Genomic DNA, 21,305 nt, shown 5'->3' on the forward strand with positions numbered 1-21,305 from the left:
AGATCGAGCGTTATTCGCAAAGTGCTGCGTAAGCGTCAGCATCGAGTAGCGCATTAAGATCGTCGCTGTTAGCGAGTTCCATTTTAAAGAACCAAGCTTCACCGTACGGATCTTCGTTAACGGTTTCTGGCGCATCGGCCAATGCTTCGTTAACAGCAATGATTTTGCCCGACAGCGGTGCATAGATGTCAGAAGCGGCTTTAACCGATTCAACAACAGCAATGTCTTGTTCTGCTTCAACGTCAGTGCCAACGTCTGGTAACTCAACAAATACAACGTCGCCCAGTTGGTCCTGTGCAAAATCAGTGATGCCAACCGTTACGGTGCCATCGCTTTCAACACGGATCCATTCGTGGGAGGCAACGTATTTCAAATCAGCAGGGATGTTGCTCATGTGGGTGTCTCCAATTATTTATGCAAAAAAATTCTTTATTAGCAGCTCACTCGAACTGCTTTTTACCATTACGTACGAATGGCAATTTAACGACGCGTACATCAACCAGCTTACCGCGCATGTCTACTTGGCACGTGTCGCCAGTTCCGGCTGGTACTCGTGCCATCGCAATCGAGTACTGTAAGCTAGGAGAAAATGTGCCAGAGGTCACTTCGCCTTCACCAATACCATCAACGATTACTTTTTGATGCGAGCGCATAACGCCACGGCTCTCAAATACTAAACCGGCCTGAACATGAGTTACGCCCGCAGCTTGTTGCTGTTCTAGCGCTTCACGGCCGATGAAATCACGATCCGCAGGTTGCCAAGCAATGGTCCAGCCCATGCCTGCTTGCAGGGGGCTAATGGTTTCGTCCATATCATTGCCATACAAATTCATGCCTGCCTCTAGGCGCAGAGTGTCACGTGCACCAAGTCCTGCAGGTTTAACACCGGCATCGGTCAGTGCTTGCCAGAATGCAGCGACTTCAGTCTCTGGAATCATAATTTCTAAACCGTCTTCGCCAGTGTAGCCGGTGCGTGCGAAGAACCAGTCGGAATGAGGGAGACCTTGGAATATCTTTAAGCTAGCAATTAAATCGGCGGCCTCGGTTTTAATGCCTTGCACGATTTTAATGGCTTTCGGGCCTTGTACTGCAACCATAGCAAGCTCTGGCCGCTCGGTAAGGCTGATATCAAAACCGCGGCTTTGTTTGTCCATCCACTCAAGGTCTTTCTCGCGCGTCGAGCAGTTGACGACCGTGCGATACCAGCCTTCCATACGGTAAACGATTAAGTCATCAATCACTCCGCCGTCATGGTTGAGCATGCCGCTGTATAGGGCTTTGCCAACTTCGGTGAGCTTGTCGACATCGTTGGCGAGTAATTTTTGCAGAAATGCTTTTGCGTCTGGGCCGCGAACATCAACGATGGTCATGTGCGATACATCGAACATGCCTGCATGTTCACGAACCGCATTGTGCTCGGCGATTTGTGACCCGTAATGGATTGGCATATCCCAACCACCGAAATCGACGATTTTGCCGTTAGCTTCAAGATGTTTAGCGTAGAGAGCGGTTTGCTTGCCCATGATTTGTCCTGATTACGAGTTCAAGCCATTTGCTTTAGGGCAAGATGGCTGTCTGAAAAAGGCGGCAAGTATAGCGTTTTATGTGGCTCGAGGCACCTGGATTTCGTCGCCAGTGGGTGGCTATTGTGACCACCCACGGTAGAACATCAGGCTGGCTCTGGCTCGCGACGTTGTTTGGCGTGGGTTGGTGAGTAACCGCTCCACTTTTTAAAGGCTTTCGAAAAATTGGCGACACTAGAGTAACCAAGGCGTTCGGCCGCTTGGCTTACATTGCAAATACGTTGATTTAGCCAGTAGTGAGCTTGTTCTAAACGCAAATCAGCCAGCAGCTGCTGATAGTGTGTTCCCGCTTCTTGCAAACGGCGCTTACAGGTGCGTTCTGTTAGGCTCAATTGCGCGGCTAAATCGGCCAGCGCCGGCGGCTCGCGCAGATTGTTACGTAAGATATTGGCGGCTTTCTGCACAATCAGCTGCGATGAGCGTAAGTTAGCCTCCTTCGGGCCAAAGCTAATGACGTCAGTTGATAACGGTGCGAGCAATTGTGCGGAAGGAATACGCATCGCTAAATATGGTGCGTTATAAGTTACTCTGAGGGGGGCATAGAGTGGATATTGAGCAGCATATTCAGGCTCTGGGTAGGGCAGGAATATGGAGATCTGCTCATGTATACCCGTGATGAAGGCGAAGCCTAAGGTATACCCATACGCGAGTATTAACTCTGATAGACCCTGAGACGGTGTTGGGTCCGATGACGATAGCCACAAAAATTCACAGTGGCTGGTCATGCCGTCGTCAAGAATTTTAAGAGAAAAAGGACGTTCAGGCGTGCTAATCAAGGTCTGCATTTTTTCTAACAACTGTTTGAGGTTGTCAGTTTGTGCGGTTGCCTGCATCCCTAGAATTTGTCCATATTCCAAAAAAAGTGTCGGATAAGTATCGACCAGTTGGCTATTCTCGAGTACTGAGACGACGTGAAGCAATGCCGGTGTATCGTGAATATTGGCGACCGAGCAGTTGAGTGTCGGTGTCGCTTTTTTCATATCCTTCCGGATCACAAGACGGCGCAACGTCTGCAGTGTTTCCGTATGTGGTTTAAGAGAATGCATGATTGGTCTAGTTATATAGTATGGTGAGAACCTAGACTCTAATGGTCGTTACCGACAGATCAATGTTTAATTGCGCAATGATTTTAAATTATTTGGCTTAATATGACCCTTAAATGGCCGAAACGGCCACGGAACGGGGGATTGTAGATAGAAATATCAATACAGCCATTGCAAAGGTTAAATTAGTCATTTTGCGACAGATCTATTGTTGGTCGTTACATGTCTTGTTTTTGTCACAAAATGTTACATAGTTATTTGGCGTCAAAACACAACGACCTAGGAGGTCGCTGTGTTAGACGCAGCGCGCTCTGTAACCAAGCTAGGTGTAAACAAACTGACGATTGTCCAACCAGCACTGGGTTTAAATTCACGCCCAATTACACATATTTGAACCTTGCCTTCCGGTGTAATAGCGAATAGGGGAATCGCTTCTTTACCGTTGATATCGATAAATTTCTCAAAGCCAAATTCTTTAGTTAGACGCGTTGAGTGCATTTCGCCCCCTTGGGACAATAGGCTTGAAAACTTACTGTAAGTCATGGTCTCAGCAAATAAGCGCTGCCCTCTGTGCTCCTCGCCGTGTTGGTGTTTTTCGCTAAGTTTTGCCTCAGAGGTCGTCTGTAACGCGTAAATGTTGTGCGTGCCAAACTCTGATCCGAAACGCATTCCCGCTACTGTGTTATTGCTGCGCTCAGGGGATAGTGCCAATAGTTTACCAATACCGACTAAATCTAGGCGTTGCTCAGCGTATTCTGAAACGGGATTGCCAAAGAAGGTTTCAAGCCCTTTCATGCGGGCTGCGCGGATGTTGTCCCAGTTAGAATCGCTGACGAGTACCCGCACGTTGTGCTTTTTTAATTCGGTGGCAACGGCACGAGCAACACTATTGGCGCCAACAATTAAAAAACCATTGGGCGGTGGCTCATTAACGCCAAGCCAGCGGGCCAGAAATCCAGCGGTTGCGCTTTGCAGAACGACTGTGCCAAAAATTACGCTGAACGTGAGAGGGACTAATATCAAAGCGCCTTCTTCTCCAGCCTGTTCTAACTTAATTGCGAAGAGCGCGGATACAGCGGCGGCAACGATGCCGCGTGGTGCAATCCAAGACAATAGCGCCTTTTCTTGCCACCTTAATGTGCTGCCAGTAGAGGAAATAAGAACCGATAGCGGGCGGGCTACAAACTGCATGATCGCCAGCAAAATAAGAGGGGTCCAACCCAGTGCAATAATGTCGTCGAGTGTTAGGCGAGCCGCTAAAATAATGAATAGCCCTGAGATTAAAACAACGGTTAGATTTTCTTTAAAGTTGAGAATTTCAGCCATGCGAATATCTTTCTGATTCGCAAGCCACATCCCCATTAAGGTTACCGCCAATAAACCGGATTCGTGTGCTAAGGCGTTAGCTACACCGAAGACCACAAAAACTAACGATAGAGTGGCTAGATTTTCTAAATAATCTGGAACCCAGTGACGTTTTAGTATCGCGGATAATATCCAACCGCCAGCAAGTCCCATGATGCTGCCTGCGGCTATAATTTCGACAAACGCAAGTAGGCCACTGGTTAGGCCTAAGGCTTGACCTTGCGCCACCATAAATTCATACACTACCACCACGAGTAGTGCACCGATGGGATCAATAAGAATCCCCTCCCAGCGCAGGATATTACCGATTGAGGCATTGGGCCGCACAGTCCGTAGCATAGGTACAATGACGGTTGGGCCGGTAACTACAGTCAGTGCGCCAAAGAGCACACTTAAAGACCAACTCAATTCGAATAAGTAATGGGTGGCAGCGGCAATGACGCCCCACGTTACTAAAGCGCCAATAGTGATTAATCTTTGTACAACGTTTTTTTGCGCTCGAATCTCGGCAAAATCTAGGGTTAGGCTGCCTTCAAATAAGATAATAGCAACCGATAGTGATATCAGCGGAAAGAGTAGGTCGCCGAATAGCGGATCAGGATCAAACCATCCAGTGAGCGGTCCTACGATGAGGCCAGAGGCAAGTAAAAAGAGAATCGCGGGAAGCTTCACGCGCCATGCTAGCCACTGACAAGCGAATGCTAATATGGCGACGAAGGCGAACGCTAAAATTGTAGAATCCATGAAGGAGAGATAATCCGATAACGAAAGTGACCTTCATCATAGCGAGCTAAGTGGTCAACAGAAACCTTTCGCCGCGAGTTAGTCTGCGAGTTTGATGGTTGGGCGAAAATAGTAGGGCTGCAGTAGGCTTTTGGGTACTGGAGGAACTGGACTAACTGACAGTGCTGCTCGTCGCGCCCATTCGTCTGTGCGCTTATCGCCACTGCTGACAATAATTTCGACCCCGGTGATAACTTGGGAGTAGTTGATTTCGAGCTGTAAGCGCACATTGCCAATAATCCCTGGAGGATGAGCTGGAAGTTTGCGCATTAGATGCGCCATTAGCTCCTTGTAATAAGCACGCTCGACAGGATCCGTGATTACGTCTTCGTCACCGCGAATTTTAAGTGAAGCACTGTTTGTCGCAGACTTGGGATTGCTGGCGATATTCGCGTCTTCCACTGGTTTTGCTTCAGTGGGTGGTACTGTTGTTGGCGCTGGTTGGGAGGGCGTTATGGCATTGGTTAGTGATTGCAGTGCGCTTGGCGCCTCAGTTTCTTGTTGCGGTTCTTGGTCGCTTAGGCGTGCGGATTTGGCGGCGCGGGGTTGATTAGCTGCCACAACAGGCTTACTCGCTTGCGTTTTACTTGGGGCGCTGGCTGCCGGTGCCGTACTGGGCTGTGCGTTTTTTTTGGGTTGTGTGGCTGAAGCTGGCGTTGCGGCTACCGCTGCGCGGCTAGCGTCTTGTGCCGTCGGTGCATCCGCTAGACTGCTGTTACCAGAATCTCCGCGTTGATCTTGACTGTCGTTACGTTTAGCTACTGTCGTTTGGATAGTGGCATTGATAATAGTGTGCGGTCGTTCGTAATGAATTTCAGTGCGCGCAGAGATGAAGAGTGCAGTGTGCAAAATAATGGATAGCGTCAAGGCCCAAACCATAGACCAAGGCAGGTATTTGTTGGCGTGATTTCCGGTCAACGGGCGCATCATCAAAACAGTAATAACCTACAATCTAACATCATGGGCAAACAGGGTTTCTTATAAGAATAACCCTTGTATTATTGGGCGCGATTTATCTGGTAGTGGCGGTATGATTAGCCAGATACGCAATGTATGATAGCTACTCTGCCTTATATTGCAGGGTATCTGCAAATTATAACAATCCACATGGAGTCATTAAAATGAGCGTATTGGTAGGAAAGCAAGCCCCAGACTTTACCGTTCCGGCAGTATTGGGTAACGGTTCTATTGTTGAAGAATTCAACTTGTACGATGCCATTAAAGGAAAATACGCGGTTGTGTTCTTTTATCCATTGGACTTCACCTTTGTATGTCCATCAGAACTGATTGCTCTTGATAAGCGCATGGATAAATTTACTGAAATGGGTGTTGAAGTCATTTCTGTTTCTATCGATTCTCACTTTACTCATAATGCATGGCGCAACACGCCTGTAAATAACGGCGGTATTGGTGCTGTTAAATACACTATGGCGGCAGATATCGATCATGGCATCTGCAAAGCATACGATGTTGAAACCATGGGTGGTGTTGCTTTACGCGGTGCATTTATCATCGATAAAGACGGTGTTGTACGCGCGCAAAATATCAACGATTTACCACTGGGTCGTAATATCGATGAATTAATCCGTTTGGTTGATGCGCTGCAATTCCATGAAGAGCACGGCGAAGTGTGTCCAGCGGGTTGGAATAAAGGCGATAAAGGTATGAATGCTTCACCAGAAGGTGTGGCTAAGTATCTATCTGAGTCTGCTGAGGCTTTGTAATTGCCTTCGCAACTTGCATAAAAAAACCCGCATTGGCGGGTTTTTTTATGCATATGAGTTAAGAATTATTGCGGTTCTTTTAATACCCGCGCATCAAATCCAGCTTCCGATAATATGTAGGCTGCCGCCTCTGCTCGATTGCCTCCCGCTACGATGTAAATGAACGCAGGCTCTAATTCCTTTAGGCGATCACGCAACTTAGCCAACGGTATGTTGCGTGCTCGTAACATAGGATCGGCCGCATATTCTTCTTCGTGACGCACGTCTAACACGACAGTGCCGGTATCACCTTCTTCCACGAGTTTTTCTATTTGCTTCGCCGTGATGAAGGTCACCACAGGTTGGCGCAGTAGAGCATCAAAATGTTCTTTCGCTAGACGCATAAGAACGCCATCGCTGCTCATGGTGATGGTGGCATTACGAGGAAGTGAGCTTACGAGAGCGTCTTCTCCAAACAGGTTGCCATGTGTTAAGGCCGCGAGTGTTTGAATATTTTCGCCATCAGAGCGAGTGACTAGCGCTCTGCCGTGTTTGATAACGTAGCAATGTTCACCGGGCTCACCTTGGCGAATGATCTCATCCCCAAGTTTTACTGGGACTTCTTCGAAGCGCGACAGCAGCTTCTGAATATTCCCTGCAGGAATGCGATTAAACAGTTCTGAGGTCACTAGGCGTTCAAGCCAGTCGCTTTCGTCATCTTCAGTGTCGCCAGATTGACGGATGTCCGTGCGTAATTCGGCCCAAGTCGAAATCAAATCTAAGTGTGCACGTTTAACTGATACAAATTCACATTCGCTAGTGGTGATACCCGCATAGCGATGGATGTGATGTGTGCTGTCGAGTGCCATGAAGTTATCGTCGTCCTCGGCATCAACATTGGTGACATTGAAGTGTTCATCCGCAAGGTCCATCGTGCCTTTCAGAAGAAAGTGGCACTCTTCGTCAGCATCGCCGCGTTTGAATACGACCTTGCCTTTATCGAGGATATAGATGCGGAAGTGCGGCAGAAGCCCGTCGATGATGTCTTCTGACCATTCATCAAACGGGATAAAGCGCTGCAATTGTTGGCTCAGCGTAGTTTCCATGGAATTCGGGAATTTGACTCAAACTGTTGTCGATGCCTTTGACTATAGCAAAAGCTGTTACGTTCCGTCAGATTAGTGGTCAAACAGGGTAATCAATGACGCTTTTGTCAACGACAGCGCATCTAGTATTGACCGAAAAAGATACTCAGGTATCATTTACTAGACATGTGTTCAATAGAATGAAAGGCCCAAGCCTACGCTATTGAGTTATGGCTTAATTAAAAATAATAAATTGAGGTCTTTCATGGATCAAAAGGTAAGTGCGGGCAACCGTACATTATATCAGTGGCTAGCTGCTTTACCTGCGTTTCTCGTCCTAGTATTTGTCATAACCTTGAATACCAGTCACACCATGCATGCACAGTTGCTGCAGCTAGGTGAGGCGATCTGGGAAGGATATTTTCAATTACGCGAAGATCCGGTTCAACCAAGCTGCGACGTCAATATGGATGTCGAAGTGGCAACTCAACGCTTGATTGCCGAGCGTAACGCCATACCGGAAGACGATGGCTTCTCTTTATTTGAGCCAGATCCCGTTGATCCTGTTGCTATTCGGAGATCTCTGGAGGCAGTAAAGAGCCAGTGTCAGGAAAAGTTCGATCAGTACAATGCTACGAAAGATCGGATAACGACGGGCGTGCAGATCTTCCGTTCGGTTGAAAAAGGCATCGCTGAGTTTGGTAGTGCTGGGATGTCTGTTGAGCGCATCTTGCTCGCCATACTCGTATTGATATGTGGTGGTACGGCACTCGTCACACGTCATCATATAGCTCTGCGTCCTACCGTCACGGCGATGGATTATCGTGTGTCTGCGGGTGCTCAGTTTATCGCCTTCTGCCTTCTGTTTTATTCTGTTTATAGCTTTAAGGTGATCGCCTTCTCTGCTGGAGTTGAAGTCACTACTGAACATGCGGCGCTGCACTGGATTTGGATTTTTGGTTTTGCTTCGCCAATCCTCATTACCTTGTATCAAATGATTGTGGTGCCCAAGGAAGCCGAACCTGGCGGTAGCTTTCTAAAGGCGCAACTGGCGATTCCACTTTATGCAAATATGGCGATGATAGCCGGTGTCTACTTTCTCTCAGTGAGTCATCCTTCCGGTATTGCTATCTATCTGAATCAAATGATGGAGCTGTCGCAGTTATTTTTGAACGTTGGCCTGTACGTTTGGGTCGGTATGCTGCTTAAACGTACCGAGATGGCGCAAAAAATATTTAATATCTTCCGCCCATTCAATCTTCCTCCTGAAATGCTAGCGGTTGCCGTTGTGGCTCTGGCGGCCATTCCAACAGCATATACCGGCGGTTCAGGTATCTTTGTTATCGCGGTCGGTGGCTTGATCTTTATGGAGCTGCGTCGTGCCGGTGCTCGCCGTCAGTTAGCGCTTGCAGCGACGGCTATGTCTGGTTCGCTTGGTGTCGTTTTGCGTCCTTGTTTGCTTGTGGTGATCGTAGCGGCACTCAACAATGAAGTAACAACCGACCAGTTGTTTGGCTGGGGGGTGAAAGTTTTCTTTCTGACCACCTTATTGTTTGCCGTTTTTGCCCTGATAACTCGTAAAGCGCCACTCGAATACCGTAAGCCAACAGGCGATGTTTGGCCTGAGTTTCTGGCCGCACTGAAGCCTTTGATTCCTTATGTTATTTTGATCGCGGTGACGTTAGGTGCGTATGCTTTATTGCTGAATGCGTATCTTGATGAATTCTCAGCTCCGATTATCCTGCCAGTATTAATGTTAGTTATTCTTTTCTACGAGCGTTTGACGCAAGAAAAAGATGTTCTAAAACGCGAGAATATGAACATTGATTACATCGAAGAGCGGGTAGGAGCTTCCTTGAACGACCTTAAAACCGGTCGTGATTCGATGGAGAAAATTGTGCGCGAAGCGACCACGGAAGCAACCGGTCATATCGGTGCTTTGCTGATGCTGATGGGCATGACGATGGGTATTGGTGGTGTGATTGATCGCGCCGAAATCATGCTGTTATTACCGGCGGAATTTAGCTCAATTTGGATGGCGATGGCCCTGCTAGTTGGCATGTTGGTCTTTATCGGCATGATCATGGACCCATACGGTGCGGTTGTGCTGGTAACCGCCACGATTGCGGATATCGCCTACAAGAATGGCATTGATCCGGTGCATTTCTGGATGGTGACACTTGTAGCCTTCGAGCTTGGCTATCTAAGCCCGCCGGTGGCACTGAATCATCTGTTAACGCGACAGGTGGTTGGCGAACGGGAGTTCGAATTGGCGAAGGAAGAGAGTGCTGGTGAGAACTTCTGGTATCGTAATGAGCGGATTCTGTTGCCGCTGGTCACCATGGCGGTTGCCTTGGTTATTGTCGCCTTTCTGCCACTGGCGATTGGTTACGATTAAAGCGGTATCTGCGCTCTATTCAAGGGCGCTTAGTGACGCCAAGCGGCCTCCTCCGTAAAAGAGGGGGCCGTTTTTTTATGCAGGTTGGTTAGAAGGCTAGGCGGTTACATCAATGGTCGGCCAATGCAGATGCGCAGCTACTGCGCTGAGTTCTTCTTCTCTACTGGTGTCGATTCCTGAAAACCTAGGCACAGTGCCTAAGTGCTCGACATTCTGGCGCTGAAACCACTGAGTTAAATAGTCCAAATTATCCTGCTGTGCATCCATATCGGCGTGCAGGCAGTTCGCTACCCATCCCGCTAATGGTAAACCACTGGCTTGTATTGCCTGCGCGCTTAGTTGCGCATGGTTGATGCAACCCAAGCGCATGCCAACCACCAAAATAACGGGCAGTTTTAATGCGCAGGCAAAGTCGGCCAAGGTTTCGGTATCGTTGAGTGGGACTAACCAACCACCGGCACCTTCTATTATTTGTCGGTCGGCTTCTATTTCTAACGCGGGCTGACAGGCTGTAAAAAGTGAACTAACACTCAGTGCTATGCCTTCGCGTTGTGCTGCTATGTGCGGTGCAATAGCGGCTTCTAAGGCGATGGGGTTGTGCACTGGGTAGGTGGCCGTGGTGGTGCTGTACTGGCGTAACAGGCGGGCATCGCTGTTTTGCCATTCACCATTCATGTACTCGCACCCCGCTGCGACTGGTTTCAAACCAAAGGTACTGAAACCGAGTTGTCGTGCATTCAATAAGAGTGCGCTACTGATCAGGGTTTTGCCGGCATCGGTATCTGTGCCTGTTAAGAAATAACGTTGCATGGTTATGCTCCTGCGCGGGCGATGAGCCAAATCACTTCGTAGCTGAGTGGGAGTGTGCCGTCGGCGTTACGGGGGTAATGCTTATCGAGCTGTATCAGCGCGGAACGACCGCCTAAGCCTACGCGGCGCCCTGGATTTACGTTGGTTGCTCCTATGGCCTTTAGTCCGCGAAGTAGCTCAGGTAGTGACGCATAGTCTTCTTGTAAACAGGATTGGGCCTCATGCAACAAGGTTAAGCCATTATTCTGTAACGCCAGTTTTAACGTATTGGTATCGGCAAAGTGATTCACGTGAGGCTGATTATCAATGGCTAGCCAAGCTTGACGTAGTTCACGTTGAGTGCCGGGAATTAAGGTGGCGATTGCCAGTAAGCCATTAGGCTTTAAAACCCGCGCCCACTCTTGCAGTGTGGTATTGGGATCTTCGCTCCATTGCAGCATTAAGCTAGAAAACACGCCGTCTTGGCTGTTGCTATCAATTGGTAGGTCATCAGCATCGGCCTGTAATAAGGTCACTTGATTGGGCAACAGGCCTTTACGTTGGGCGGCTTGTTCGAGCATGCCGCTGGCCAAATCAATACCACTGATATGCTCAGCACCCAGCGCCAATAAAGAAGGTAACGCGGCGCCGGTGCCGCAACCAATGTCTAGCCAATGACCACTGATTTCACCGATTTGCTCCAGTAAGCGACTTACTGTGCGTTGCTGAATACTGGCTGCTTGATCATAGCTTTGGGCTGCACGACTGAACTGCTGGGCAACCAGCTGTTTATTGCGTGTCGTCTGAGTGTTTTGGACGAATGGTTTTAAGGTGGCTAACAATTCATCTCGACCTTCAGCCCTCAGAAAAAAGGCATGACCAGAGCTACAAGATGGCTGGCTTGGAATTAAACCGTGGGGATTTAACGCGTCATCGTTGCCGTACCAATGTTGTTGCGGTGATTTGGCATTTTGCGTGTCTAGCTGATAATCACCCAGCCACGCTAAGCTATGAGTCAATTCATCGAAAGCTTCTTCCGCAGGTAATTGATGCTCAGCTAGCGCACGCAGAGTGGCTTTCGCATCCCTACTACCTTGGCTGCACAAACCGAGAAAACGGCGAGCCGTTTTGGCGGGCGCCGTATTAAATTGATGGCTAAAATCTTCGAATTGCGTCGCCGACATCCCACCTTGTTGATGTGGTCTTTGAGTGAAGCTCGCTCCTGTGGCTAAGGTAATAATCGAACGAGCGTTAGATTTTGTGGCTGCAGCCATCGCCAGCGCTCCACCAAGTGACCAGCCAATCCAAATAGCGTTATCAGGCGCTTGCGCCGCCAGTGTTTGAGCTTGTTCCGTGAACGTGGCGGTCGTGCTGTGAATATTGGCGCCCCAATGTCGTCCCGGCAGTTGCTGATAAAGCTCAGCAAATACGGTGGGGGCAAAGCTCCAGCCCGGAAGCCAACACCAATCAATCGAGGTTGTACTGGGGTTCTCGTGTAGCTGAGTCCAGAGCTCTTTGTTGACTGTCATAGCACCTGCTCAGATGCGCGGGGCAAGGTGTTATCGTTCTGCCATATCGCCGATAATGCGTCTAACAGGCGTTTCACATCATCATCACTATGCGCAGCGCTAAGCGTTACGCGTAACCGTGCACTGCCTTCAGGAACCGTAGGGGGACGAATAGCGCTGACCCACAAGCCACGAGTGCGTAACTCATTACTTACCGAGATTGCTTTGGCGGATTCGCCAATCAACAGTGGCTGAATGGGTGAATGTGAGTCCATTAGGGGCAAGTGCATTTGCTCTGCGCCGCTGCGGAATTGCTGGATGCGCGCCTTCAGTTGCTGGCGGCGGGCGTTGTCTTTCAACCGCTCCAGATTTCCCAGCATAGCTTCAGCAACGGCCGGTGGGAGCGCGGTGGTATAAATGTAAGGGCGGGCAAATTGAATTAGGTAATCAATCAGATCGTTAGAGCCAGCAACAAAAGCGCCATAGCCGCCCAGTGCTTTACCTAAGGTGCCGACATACACAGGTAATTGTTGTGTTGTTAAGCCGAAATGTTCGCGTACGCCACCGCCGTTTTCGCCAAGTACGCCGAAGCCGTGGGCATCGTCAATCATCAGCAGTGAACCCGTCTGCTCGCACAAACGACTGAGTTGCGGCACATCCGCAAGATCACCATCCATACTAAATAAGCTATCGCTCACTACGAGTGTTTCGCCGCGGGCATCGTCCTTGTTCAATAAGTCGGCAAGATGTTCATAGTCTGCATGGCGAAAGCGTTGCAAGTCGGCACGGCTAAGAATGGCGCCATCGAGTAATGAGGCATGATTGAGCTTGTCTTGAATCACCCGATCACCACGTTGTGCTAGCGCGCTAATCGCACCGATATTAGCCATATAGCCGGTTGAAAACAGAAGCGCGCGTGGATATCCCGTTAGCTCCGCTAGAGCATCTTCTAGAGCATGATGGGCTCGGCTATGTCCACACACTAAGTGCGATGCACCGCTACCGAACTGCCAGCGTCGAGCGGCTGTGGCTAAATCTTCGCCACCGCTCGCGGCTAAGCCTAAATAATCATTGCTGCAAAAGTTAACTAAGGTCTCACCGTTGCAATCAACATGAGCATCTTGAGGAGAATTTAATACGCTGCGCTGACGCCAGAGATGTTGGTCGCGACGTTGTTGCAGTTTGGAATGTAGTCGGTGTTGCCAGCTCATGAATGACTCAACAGGGTGACTCGACAGTTGGGAAGGCCTTTATCATAATGGGCGCGGATAATTGGTCAACTACACCAGAGACTTTAGGTTTACTACTGCGGTTGGTTTGCTACTAGGTTTGGTTTTTCTAGTGGGTTAATGCAGAAATTAGGAGTAACGCATGACATCGAACGGTTTAGACCTCGCTTTTGATCGCGAGCACATTTGGCATCCCTACAGTTCGATGACTCAGCCAGCCACCATTTGGCCAGTGGTCGGCGCCAAGGGAGTGCGTTTGCAACTGGAAGATGGTCGAGAATTGATTGATGGTATGGCGTCTTGGTGGTGCGCTGTGCATGGCTACAATCATCCCGTATTGAATGCTGCTGTCACTGAGCAATTGCAGAGCATGAGTCATGTTATGTTCGGCGGCTTAACTCATGAACCTGCGATTGAATTAGCCAAGCGGCTGGTGGCTCTAACACCAGAGGGGCTAGATAAAGTCTTTATAGCGGATTCTGGTTCGGTGTCGGTTGAAGTGGCTATCAAGATGGCCATTCAATATCAGCATGCGCGCGGTAAACCGAGCAAAAATCGCTTATTGGCACTAGAGCGCGGCTATCATGGCGATACCTTAGGGGCCATGTCTCTGTGTGATCCTAAACGCGGTATGCATCACTTATTTGCAGGTATTTTACCGCAGCAGTTTTTTGCACCTGCGCCCCATACCCGATTCACCGACGAATGGAACCCTGCCGATATCGAGCCACTGCGCGCGCAATTAGCGGAGAACTATGAGCAAATCGCGGCGTTGATCTTAGAGCCAATTGTGCAAGGCGCGGGCGGTATGCGCTTTTACCATCCTGAGTATCTACGCCAAGCGCGTGCCTTGTGCGATGAGTTTGATGTGCTGTTAATTGCCGATGAAATTGCCACTGGCTTTGGCCGTACGGGTAAATTGTTCGCCTGTGAATACGCCGATATTTCGCCCGATATTATGTGCGTCGGCAAAGCCATTACTGGTGGTTATATGACTTTGGCGGCAACCTTAACCACGCGCCATGTAGCAGAAACAATCAGCCAAGGTGAAGCCGGCTGCTTTATGCACGGCCCAACCTTTATGGGCAATCCGCTAGCGTGTCGCGTTGCCTGTGCCAGTTTGGATTTGCTATTGAGTAGCGATTGGCAAGCGCAAGTGCAGCGTATTGAAACAGAATTAGAGCGCGGCTTGGCCCCAGCGCGGGCGTTTGCTGCTGTGGCTGATGTGCGTGTGTTGGGTGCTATTGGCGTGGTGGAACTGCATGAGCCTGTAAATATGAAAGTGCTGCAACCGGCTTGCGTAGAGCGCGGAATCTGGGTACGGCCGTTCGGCAATAATGTTTATGTGATGCCGCCGTTTATTATGAACAACGAAGACTTGGCGACGCTGACGGGTGCGATTGTCGAGGTCATTCAAACGACTTGTTAGTCGGTGATCTTCCACTGCATTTTTGATGATAAAAGCGCACGTCGGTGCGTTTTTTTGTGGGCGACGGAAATAGATTGACTGTGATATTTACTGATAGTTTTGTAGGTTACATACAGTATATCTGACGAATTGACAGATTTTTTGCGCGTTTACGTTCCACCATCAAAATTGTCATGCTCAAATTGCCGCCGACGAATAGTAAAAATATCAGATCAATCAATAAGTTACGACTTTGGCCAAAGTGATAGTGTGCCAAGTGTAAAAATTAAACTGGTGTGTAAACGCGTATGCGCGTTTACATGCTAAGGAGTCTGCTTATTTTGGGTACTTTTCGTAGCAGAGACAGTGGGTTAGACTCGAAACATAAAAGGGAAGCGAAGCGTCAAAACGCGCATGCGCATGAATAAAACTGTTATGCCTCACAGCCAAGTTACAATCTCATTCAAATTAGGAGATAGAAAATGAAAATAGTTACCGTCATAGCACTCTTTTGTGCAGCAGCAGTTGTTCCGTCATTCGCTCAGGCATCACTTTATGACCCATCAATCGAGCACGAGCCGAAGGATGGTGTCGTCAAACTGTATGGTGCTGGGGGGCCGAATACCGCCTTCAAAAAAGTCGCTGAGGTCTGGGAAAACCGTTCGGGTACCAAAGTGGAAATTATCGCCGGGCCTGAAAGCAGATGGTCTGCTGATGCGCAGGCAGATGCCGATATACTTTGGGGTACTTCGGAGCAGTCGATGACGGCATTCCTGCTAACCTACAAGACCTTCGACCCCAGCAAGGTCGAGCCGATCTATATCAGGCCCACCGTTATAGCCGTTAAGGCCGGCAACCCAAAGAATATTCAGGGCTTTGACGCGCTTCTAGTGGAAGGAATGAAAATCGTCGTTACGGAGGGCAAGGGCATCTACAACACCTCCGGAACTGGAACATGGGAAGACGTCGCCGGACGCATGGGCTCGCTGAATGACGTCGCGCAGTTTCGGAAGAATATCGTGTCGTACTCGCTCGGCTCTGGCGCCAGCTTCAATGCGTTCAAGGAGCTGGACGCTGATGCCTGGATTACCTGGCCGAACTGGCCAATCACGCACCCCGATGTATTGGAGCTTGTTCGCTTAGATGAAGGCCGAACGATCTGGCGAGATGTCAATGTAGTCATCTCACCTGACGCAGACCGTGAGGCGCAGATGTTCCTAGACTTTCTGGTTACCGAAGAAGCGCAAAAGATAATGGCCACCGAAGGGTGGCGGAGATAATCGCTATTTATTAGTTGCCCCATAATCCGATGCATAACAAGGCGCTGCACCGGACGGCAATTCCGCTGCGCTCCATTGCCGCCGGTGAGCTTAGTCGTTAACCCTCAAGGAGAGATTGTGGCATCAACTTAATTAGACAGTCACGATAAGAAGATGTCTGCTCTAATTTTCGGCCGATTCAATCAGCCTTGAGGTTGGTTGAGTTTTTTGGAGATTTAATCGCAGTAATTTAGGGAAATATCGAAATTTAACGATTTTCAGGCGAGGCTTACTTAACGAGTCTTAACTAGACAGTCAAGATATGAAGAGGTCTGCTCTAATTGTCGGCCGATTCAATCAGCCTTGCGGTTGGTTGGGTTTTTTGGAGATTTAATCGTGATAATTTGGAAAAATATCCAAATTTAGCGATTTTGAGGTGAGGCTAAACCTCAGAGTACTCTGAATTATAGTCTTAACTAGACAGTCAAGATATGAAGTAGTCTTAACTAGACAGTCAAGATATGAAGAGGTCTGCTCTAATTGTCGGCCGATTCAATCAGCCTTGCGTTTGGTTGGGTTTTTTGGAGATTTAATCGTGATAATTTGGAAAAATATCCAAATTTAGCGATTTTGAGGTGAGGCTAAACCTCAGAGTACTCTGAATTATGGCGTACGCGTGTTCAATTAGATTTTCGAGGTTACGAAAGCCTTAATTTACAGGCTTGAATTCCCGCCGTTCGTCGTCGTTCTCTTTGTTTATCCCAAAAACAACTAATTTTTGATTTCACTTCATTGACGGCACCAACAACACCCTTGAATTCAGATTCGAAATTCTGGGTAATATAGAGCCAGTGTTCGGCGTCAATACCTAATCGATTCATAATTGCAGGTTCAGCTTCAGAAATGGAGCCTCGTTTATTTTCTCTGATTTGGCGGCCAGTCCAGTCGACTAATTCTAAATAGTCCGTCAGGCGCATTAGTATGCCCTCAGGCATATCCTGTTTCGGATTTCCGGCAAAGTTGAGAAGTTCAGGCACTTGTTGCTGGGGATGGTTGGGGGAGTAGGCTTCTTTTGCTTTCTCAGCACGTTTTTTCACCGATGTATGCTTAGATTCTTCCGGTGTCTCTGCCATGGCAGCGCGCACTGGATTTAAATCGACGTAGGCCATGCATGCGGCTAGAGCTTTTTCATCCAGCAAGGCTTGGGATTTAAATCGGCCTTCCCAGAAATGGCCCGTGCATTCATCTTCATCATTTGCTAAGCGCGCGACTGTTTCATTTAACCGGCGCATAAACCAGCTGATGCTCATTAGTCGTGAGCGCCACTCTTCGATATTTCGTCGCAACAATATCCATTGATCCTCCCGCAATTCCTCGCCACGCTCAAACTGCTGCGAGACGAGATTACCTTTGTATAATAGATGCCAGCGCTTGACGACTTCTATATCGGTTAAGGCTTTAGACTTGGCTTGGTTTATATGGAGTACGGCGTGGAAGTGGTTCGACATTACAGCGTATGCTGCGATATCAATACAGTAGACCTTGGCTTGTTCGAGTAGTAGATGCTCGATCCAGCCGCGCCTATGCTCAAAACTACGACCTTCCTCGTCTGTTCCACATAGGAATGCACGCCTTACACAGCGCGAAACACAGTGGTAGTAGGGTGTAGCTTCGATTGATATAAGCTCTTTTCTCGGTTTAGGCATCCAAGCCTCCTGCAACTTGCTTCGTATTTTCAAACTAGCGGTATTGACGTTCCTGATCAATCGGGCATTCTTCTTAGGATGACTGTCTATAGTCGTCGTGAAGGCAAAATCGTGGCAGATAAACGAAAGAAAGTAACTGAAGTATCTTCTAAGCAAGCCAAAGAACTCTCGAAAGTTAAGCGATTAGAAGCTGAAAATCGCAAGCTTAAGCAAGAGGTCGATCTACTAAAAAAGTGGCAACGGTTTCTTGCGGAGGAACATCAGCAAGGTATCGATTCATCGAAAGATTCGGACTAGATCTGGGAATTAAATCGTTGTGCTTTTTGCTCGGTGTCTCTCGAAGTGGTTATTACGATTGGCGTAAGCGCGAAGAATCTAGCCGAACAAGTGAAGATACACTCCTAAAGATTGAAATCCAGAAAGTGTATGACAAGTCTGAAGGGCGCTACGGCAGCCCTAGAGTTTGGAAAGCACTGCAAAACCAAGGATTTTGCGTCAGCAGGAAGCGTATAGCGCGCTTGATGCAAGAGATGGGCTTAATCGCGCGCGTTACTCGAGTAACCTACCGAGCACCCGGCATGAGGCGTTTCCTTGCCTCTGGTGAAAATCTGAGATCTGATGGTGCGGTGCCTGAAGCAAAGAACAAAGTATGGGTTGCTGATGTGACGTATCTCAAAGTAAAGAAGCTGATCTTCCCCCGCTTTAACGGACACCAACATCTAACAGATGAGGTGTCCAATGCCTCATTGTTAAGCCACCATAAATCCGCCATAAATAGTACCGCCGATCACGGCGCCTGCTACGGTTAGCCGAGCAATGGTTGGTGCGACACCATGAGCTAACTGAAAGCGATTCCAGAGATCTAGTTTGCTTTGCAATTGATGTTCATCACCTTGCATTAAGGTTGGGTATTTTGTCAGTGGCGGCTGTGCTAGCGGAGCTACTTCTATGTCGGTATTGTTTTTTAATGCTGTGGCAATTTTATCCTCAGCAACAATAACGTCTTCTAGCAGAAGCTCTGCTAAGTAATTAAGAAGTCTGCCGATTATACCAATGTGTTCATCTGCAATTTGGCACCATTGATCCCAGTTCTTTTTGGTGACATCCGTTAATTCAAACTTAGGATGTTGTTCATCCCAGTTTGTTATTCCGACGGTTTCTAAAATAGTGTCTGGAAGCTTTAATTGTGAGAAGGCACTGGATACTTCTCTCATGCTGGTTTGAACGATTACTGCTGTGCGAATCATTCTACGTTTTTCGAAGAACCCCACTTTTCCATCTGCGCTAATAACTTGCCAAGTATTGACGAGCAATGCTCTTTCATTAGAAACCACTGCTGCCATATGCTCGACAGCGTGCAAGAGGTATAGCAGGTGCAGTAGGTGCTCTTGCCAGCCATTGCCTATTTTTTCAGCGGCGAGAAGGTGGCTGCGATGACACAATGCATCATGCATTTTTAGTGTCTCTATTAACGCAGTACGTTCTTCTGCAAGCTGCTGAAGTGCAGATGGAATTTCTGCTTTGCTTAACTCCTCACCACGATGACGAATAGTGCCGCCAGACGGTTGTAATTCCCCTTTATGGAGTCCTTCCAGAGTGCGAATTTCAGCATTTACGCTTCGCTCTGCCGCTAAACTCTCTTTGAGTGATTCTGGGTAAATTTTTGATAGTGCATAAAGCGGGTCACTTTCTATATCTCCCGTTGTGAGTAGTTCATCAATACTCGTAAAGTGGCGCAGGGCATCACGGCCCAAATAATTTCCGCGATACGTTGGGTTGAAGTACGAGCGTCCAAAGCGACGCATCATGGCATCATCTTCGGCAATTTCTTCGAGTTCGCTTCTTTTCTCTGGGTTGTAGAAGTCGTCGCTGATGGATTTTTTTAAGGCATCCGGGTCAGTGAATAACTGCCAAGATGAGCGTGAATCAATATCTGCGGGTACATACATTGCCTTGGCGTTATCTTCTCTGTCTCTATTGGCAGGGTGGGTGGACCACATTTGTGGTGGTCTCGCCATGGCTTCGGTGAATACTCGATGAGAACTGGCTTCGCTGCCAGCAGCCGGTACCGGTGGTACGCCGTAATCGGGATCATCTAATACGGCCTTCATTTTATTCATTGCCGCTTCCTGCGCCTGAAATATATTCGATAGGCGGCGGCCATTGTTCGCTTCTGAATGTAAAACGCTAATGGCCGTTTGCCAGCCGTGGTCTGCGGCTTGTAGTTTATGCAGAGCGTTAATGAGGGCGTCACTGCCGGTAACAGAAACAGCGACTAAATCAGCGTTAAATTCCATCTCACGACTCAGTGCTCGCTCGGCAATGATGACCAAGCGGAAGAGAGTGTCGACGACCGAGCGAATAGACCAAATAATTAATCCGAGCATCCAGCCAATCCAAGCAATACGAATATCAATTCGGCCAATCCCGCGAATGAGTTTATCTAACCAGTCACGTGCAACGACCATGTGTCCAATGATTTGCTGGGCAGTATATACCCAGCGACCAACCATCATGGATTTTTGGGCAAAATGGCCAAATTCATGGGCTAACACGGCTTTGAGCTCGCCTAGGGTGAGTACGTTAACTAAGCCTAATCCTATGATTAGATTTTTCTTTGATGGAAATAGGAGGTTGGCTAATGATAAGTCGTAAAAGACCGCAGCATTCACTTCAGGCGTTAAAAAGACACGATGTGGTCGGGGGGCTCCAACATCATCAGCTAGGGTATGGATAAATTCAAACAGTTGAGGTTGGTTGCTTGCAGTGACTTCTATGCCATTGGGCTCAGACGCTTTACGTACAGATAATAGTGACTTGATGATAAATAATGATAGTAAGCCAGAGCAAAAAGTGACGAACGCTCGAACAACATCAAAAGCCTCGCTGAGGTGTATCGCCCCTAAAACGGTAATGCCAGTAAAGCAGACCCCCAGTGCAATGTAGGCAAGCATAAACAGTGTTAACCCAGACATGGCTAGCCATGCATGCTTTTTATAAGAGCGACTCGGTGTTGTAAGATCTGAAGGGATAGTCTCGGGGCCTAGCGGATATAGATCAGCGGATTCCATAATAATGTCCGTATCGTTAAATGGTGCTTTGTAGAATGCCAGAATTAAAAAATGGCGCAATAGGTAGGCTAGTCTTGTTATTGCATGGCTCTCCACCGATTCTGGTGGTCTAGAAATATATTCAACTTTCCCAGTCGTCAATAAATCATATGCCACAGAAATAAAGTGACGGTTCGGTATATTGCTGTGTTGGGTCGATTGTTTGTGGGAGTGTCATTTGGCCTCCCACTCTATCTTTACTTCAGAGAAAAACAGTCCCTTGAATCTCAATCCATACAAGTCATGTATTCTGGCTGTTAAAGCAGTGGGCTTTCTGCAGAAACCGGATCATCCGTGGGGGGATTTTTCCATTTATCGTGATTTTCTGAAATGGGG

18 protein-coding genes are annotated in these 21,305 nt (G+C 48.2%); 7 read left to right on the forward strand and 11 right to left on the reverse strand.

Features of this window, described 5'->3' with window-relative positions; translation table 11 throughout:
• Positions 1-10 precede the first annotated feature (10 nt).
• The 5 genes from gcvH to TOL_RS03760 form a co-directional block, all read right to left on the reverse strand.
• The gene (gcvH, locus tag TOL_RS03740) at positions 11-394 is read right to left on the reverse strand and encodes a glycine cleavage system protein GcvH (protein ID WP_015485945.1); all 384 of its coding nucleotides are present in this window, start codon (positions 392-394) and stop codon (positions 11-13) included.
• 46 nt (positions 395-440) lie between these two features.
• Positions 441-1,523 (reverse strand): glycine cleavage system aminomethyltransferase GcvT, encoded by a 1,083-nt coding sequence (gene gcvT, locus TOL_RS03745; protein WP_015485946.1) that lies wholly within the window; start codon positions 1,521-1,523, stop codon positions 441-443.
• A gap of 146 nt (positions 1,524-1,669) precedes the next feature.
• Positions 1,670-2,563 (reverse strand): helix-turn-helix domain-containing protein, encoded by an 894-nt coding sequence (locus tag TOL_RS03750; protein WP_041588394.1) that lies wholly within the window; start codon positions 2,561-2,563, stop codon positions 1,670-1,672.
• A 342-nt stretch (positions 2,564-2,905) separates the two neighbouring features.
• Positions 2,906-4,735 (reverse strand): cation:proton antiporter, encoded by a 1,830-nt coding sequence (locus tag TOL_RS03755; RefSeq protein ID WP_015485948.1) that lies wholly within the window; start codon positions 4,733-4,735, stop codon positions 2,906-2,908.
• A gap of 78 nt (positions 4,736-4,813) precedes the next feature.
• Complete coding sequence (locus tag TOL_RS03760; protein ID WP_041588395.1) at positions 4,814-5,704, reverse strand: energy transducer TonB family protein; 891 nt, start codon at positions 5,702-5,704, stop codon at positions 4,814-4,816.
• A 191-nt stretch (positions 5,705-5,895) separates the two neighbouring features.
• On the opposite strand from TOL_RS03760, the gene TOL_RS03765 reads away from it, so the two are divergent.
• Entirely contained in the window at positions 5,896-6,498 is a 603-nt protein-coding gene (locus tag TOL_RS03765; RefSeq protein ID WP_015485950.1) for a peroxiredoxin, read from the forward strand.
• A gap of 65 nt (positions 6,499-6,563) precedes the next feature.
• Here the strand turns inward: TOL_RS03765 and TOL_RS03770 are convergent, their stop codons facing one another.
• Positions 6,564-7,583: a cyclic nucleotide-binding domain-containing protein gene (locus TOL_RS03770; RefSeq protein WP_015485951.1), complete on the reverse strand. Its 1,020-nt coding sequence runs from the start codon at positions 7,581-7,583 to the stop codon at positions 6,564-6,566.
• A gap of 244 nt (positions 7,584-7,827) precedes the next feature.
• Between TOL_RS03770 and TOL_RS03775 the strand changes: the two genes are divergently transcribed.
• A complete protein-coding gene (locus TOL_RS03775; protein WP_015485952.1) occupies positions 7,828-9,960 on the forward strand; it encodes a TRAP transporter large permease subunit in 2,133 nt (710 codons plus the stop codon).
• A gap of 96 nt (positions 9,961-10,056) precedes the next feature.
• Here the strand turns inward: TOL_RS03775 and bioD are convergent, their stop codons facing one another.
• From bioD to bioF, 3 genes are read right to left on the reverse strand one after another with little or no spacing between them, the layout of a single operon-like run.
• The gene (gene bioD, locus TOL_RS03780) at positions 10,057-10,770 is read right to left on the reverse strand and encodes a dethiobiotin synthase (protein ID WP_015485953.1); all 714 of its coding nucleotides are present in this window, start codon (positions 10,768-10,770) and stop codon (positions 10,057-10,059) included.
• A 2-nt stretch (positions 10,771-10,772) separates the two neighbouring features.
• Positions 10,773-12,278 (reverse strand): methyltransferase domain-containing protein, encoded by a 1,506-nt coding sequence (locus tag TOL_RS18140; protein WP_015485954.1) that lies wholly within the window; start codon positions 12,276-12,278, stop codon positions 10,773-10,775.
• Complete coding sequence (gene bioF / locus TOL_RS03790) at positions 12,275-13,468, reverse strand: 8-amino-7-oxononanoate synthase (RefSeq protein ID WP_015485955.1); 1,194 nt, start codon at positions 13,466-13,468, stop codon at positions 12,275-12,277. Before bioF ends, TOL_RS18140 begins: the two co-directional genes overlap by 4 nt.
• Before the next feature lie 160 nt (positions 13,469-13,628).
• Between bioF and bioA the strand changes: the two genes are divergently transcribed.
• Both bioA and TOL_RS03800 read left to right on the forward strand, forming a co-directional pair.
• On the forward strand, positions 13,629-14,915 hold the full coding sequence (gene bioA / locus TOL_RS03795; RefSeq protein WP_015485956.1) for an adenosylmethionine--8-amino-7-oxononanoate transaminase: 1,287 nt from the start codon (positions 13,629-13,631) through the stop codon (positions 14,913-14,915).
• Positions 14,916-15,376: 461 nt separating this feature from the next.
• Entirely contained in the window at positions 15,377-16,174 is a 798-nt protein-coding gene (locus TOL_RS03800) for a substrate-binding domain-containing protein (protein WP_015485957.1), read from the forward strand.
• 677 nt (positions 16,175-16,851) lie between these two features.
• Here TOL_RS03800 and TOL_RS03805 read toward each other — a convergent pair.
• Positions 16,852-17,859 (reverse strand): transposase, encoded by a 1,008-nt coding sequence (locus TOL_RS03805; RefSeq protein ID WP_015485958.1) that lies wholly within the window; start codon positions 17,857-17,859, stop codon positions 16,852-16,854.
• A 111-nt stretch (positions 17,860-17,970) separates the two neighbouring features.
• Here TOL_RS03805 and TOL_RS03810 point away from each other — a divergent pair, with 111 nt between their 5' ends.
• Together TOL_RS03810 and TOL_RS18675 are read left to right on the forward strand one after the other, a co-directional pair.
• Positions 17,971-18,156 (forward strand): hypothetical protein, encoded by a 186-nt coding sequence (locus TOL_RS03810; protein ID WP_144055327.1) that lies wholly within the window; start codon positions 17,971-17,973, stop codon positions 18,154-18,156.
• Between the two features lie 17 nt (positions 18,157-18,173).
• The gene (locus tag TOL_RS18675) at positions 18,174-18,668 is read left to right on the forward strand and encodes an IS3 family transposase (RefSeq protein ID WP_015485960.1); all 495 of its coding nucleotides are present in this window, start codon (positions 18,174-18,176) and stop codon (positions 18,666-18,668) included.
• On the opposite strand, the gene TOL_RS03815 is transcribed toward TOL_RS18675, so the two are convergent.
• Positions 18,609-20,930: a M48 family metallopeptidase gene (locus TOL_RS03815; protein ID WP_015485961.1), complete on the reverse strand. Its 2,322-nt coding sequence runs from the start codon at positions 20,928-20,930 to the stop codon at positions 18,609-18,611. The two genes, TOL_RS18675 and TOL_RS03815, sit on opposite strands and share 60 nt — an antisense overlap.
• A 165-nt stretch (positions 20,931-21,095) precedes the next feature.
• Between TOL_RS03815 and TOL_RS18680 the strand changes: the two genes are divergently transcribed.
• Positions 21,096-21,230, forward strand: a complete 135-nt coding sequence (locus TOL_RS18680; protein WP_081601076.1) for a DUF2834 domain-containing protein — start codon at positions 21,096-21,098, stop codon at positions 21,228-21,230.
• Positions 21,231-21,305: the final 75 nt, after the last annotated feature.

Source organism: Thalassolituus oleivorans MIL-1, from assembly GCF_000355675.1.
Taxonomy (GTDB): domain Bacteria; phylum Pseudomonadota; class Gammaproteobacteria; order Pseudomonadales; family Oceanobacteraceae; genus Thalassolituus; species Thalassolituus oleivorans.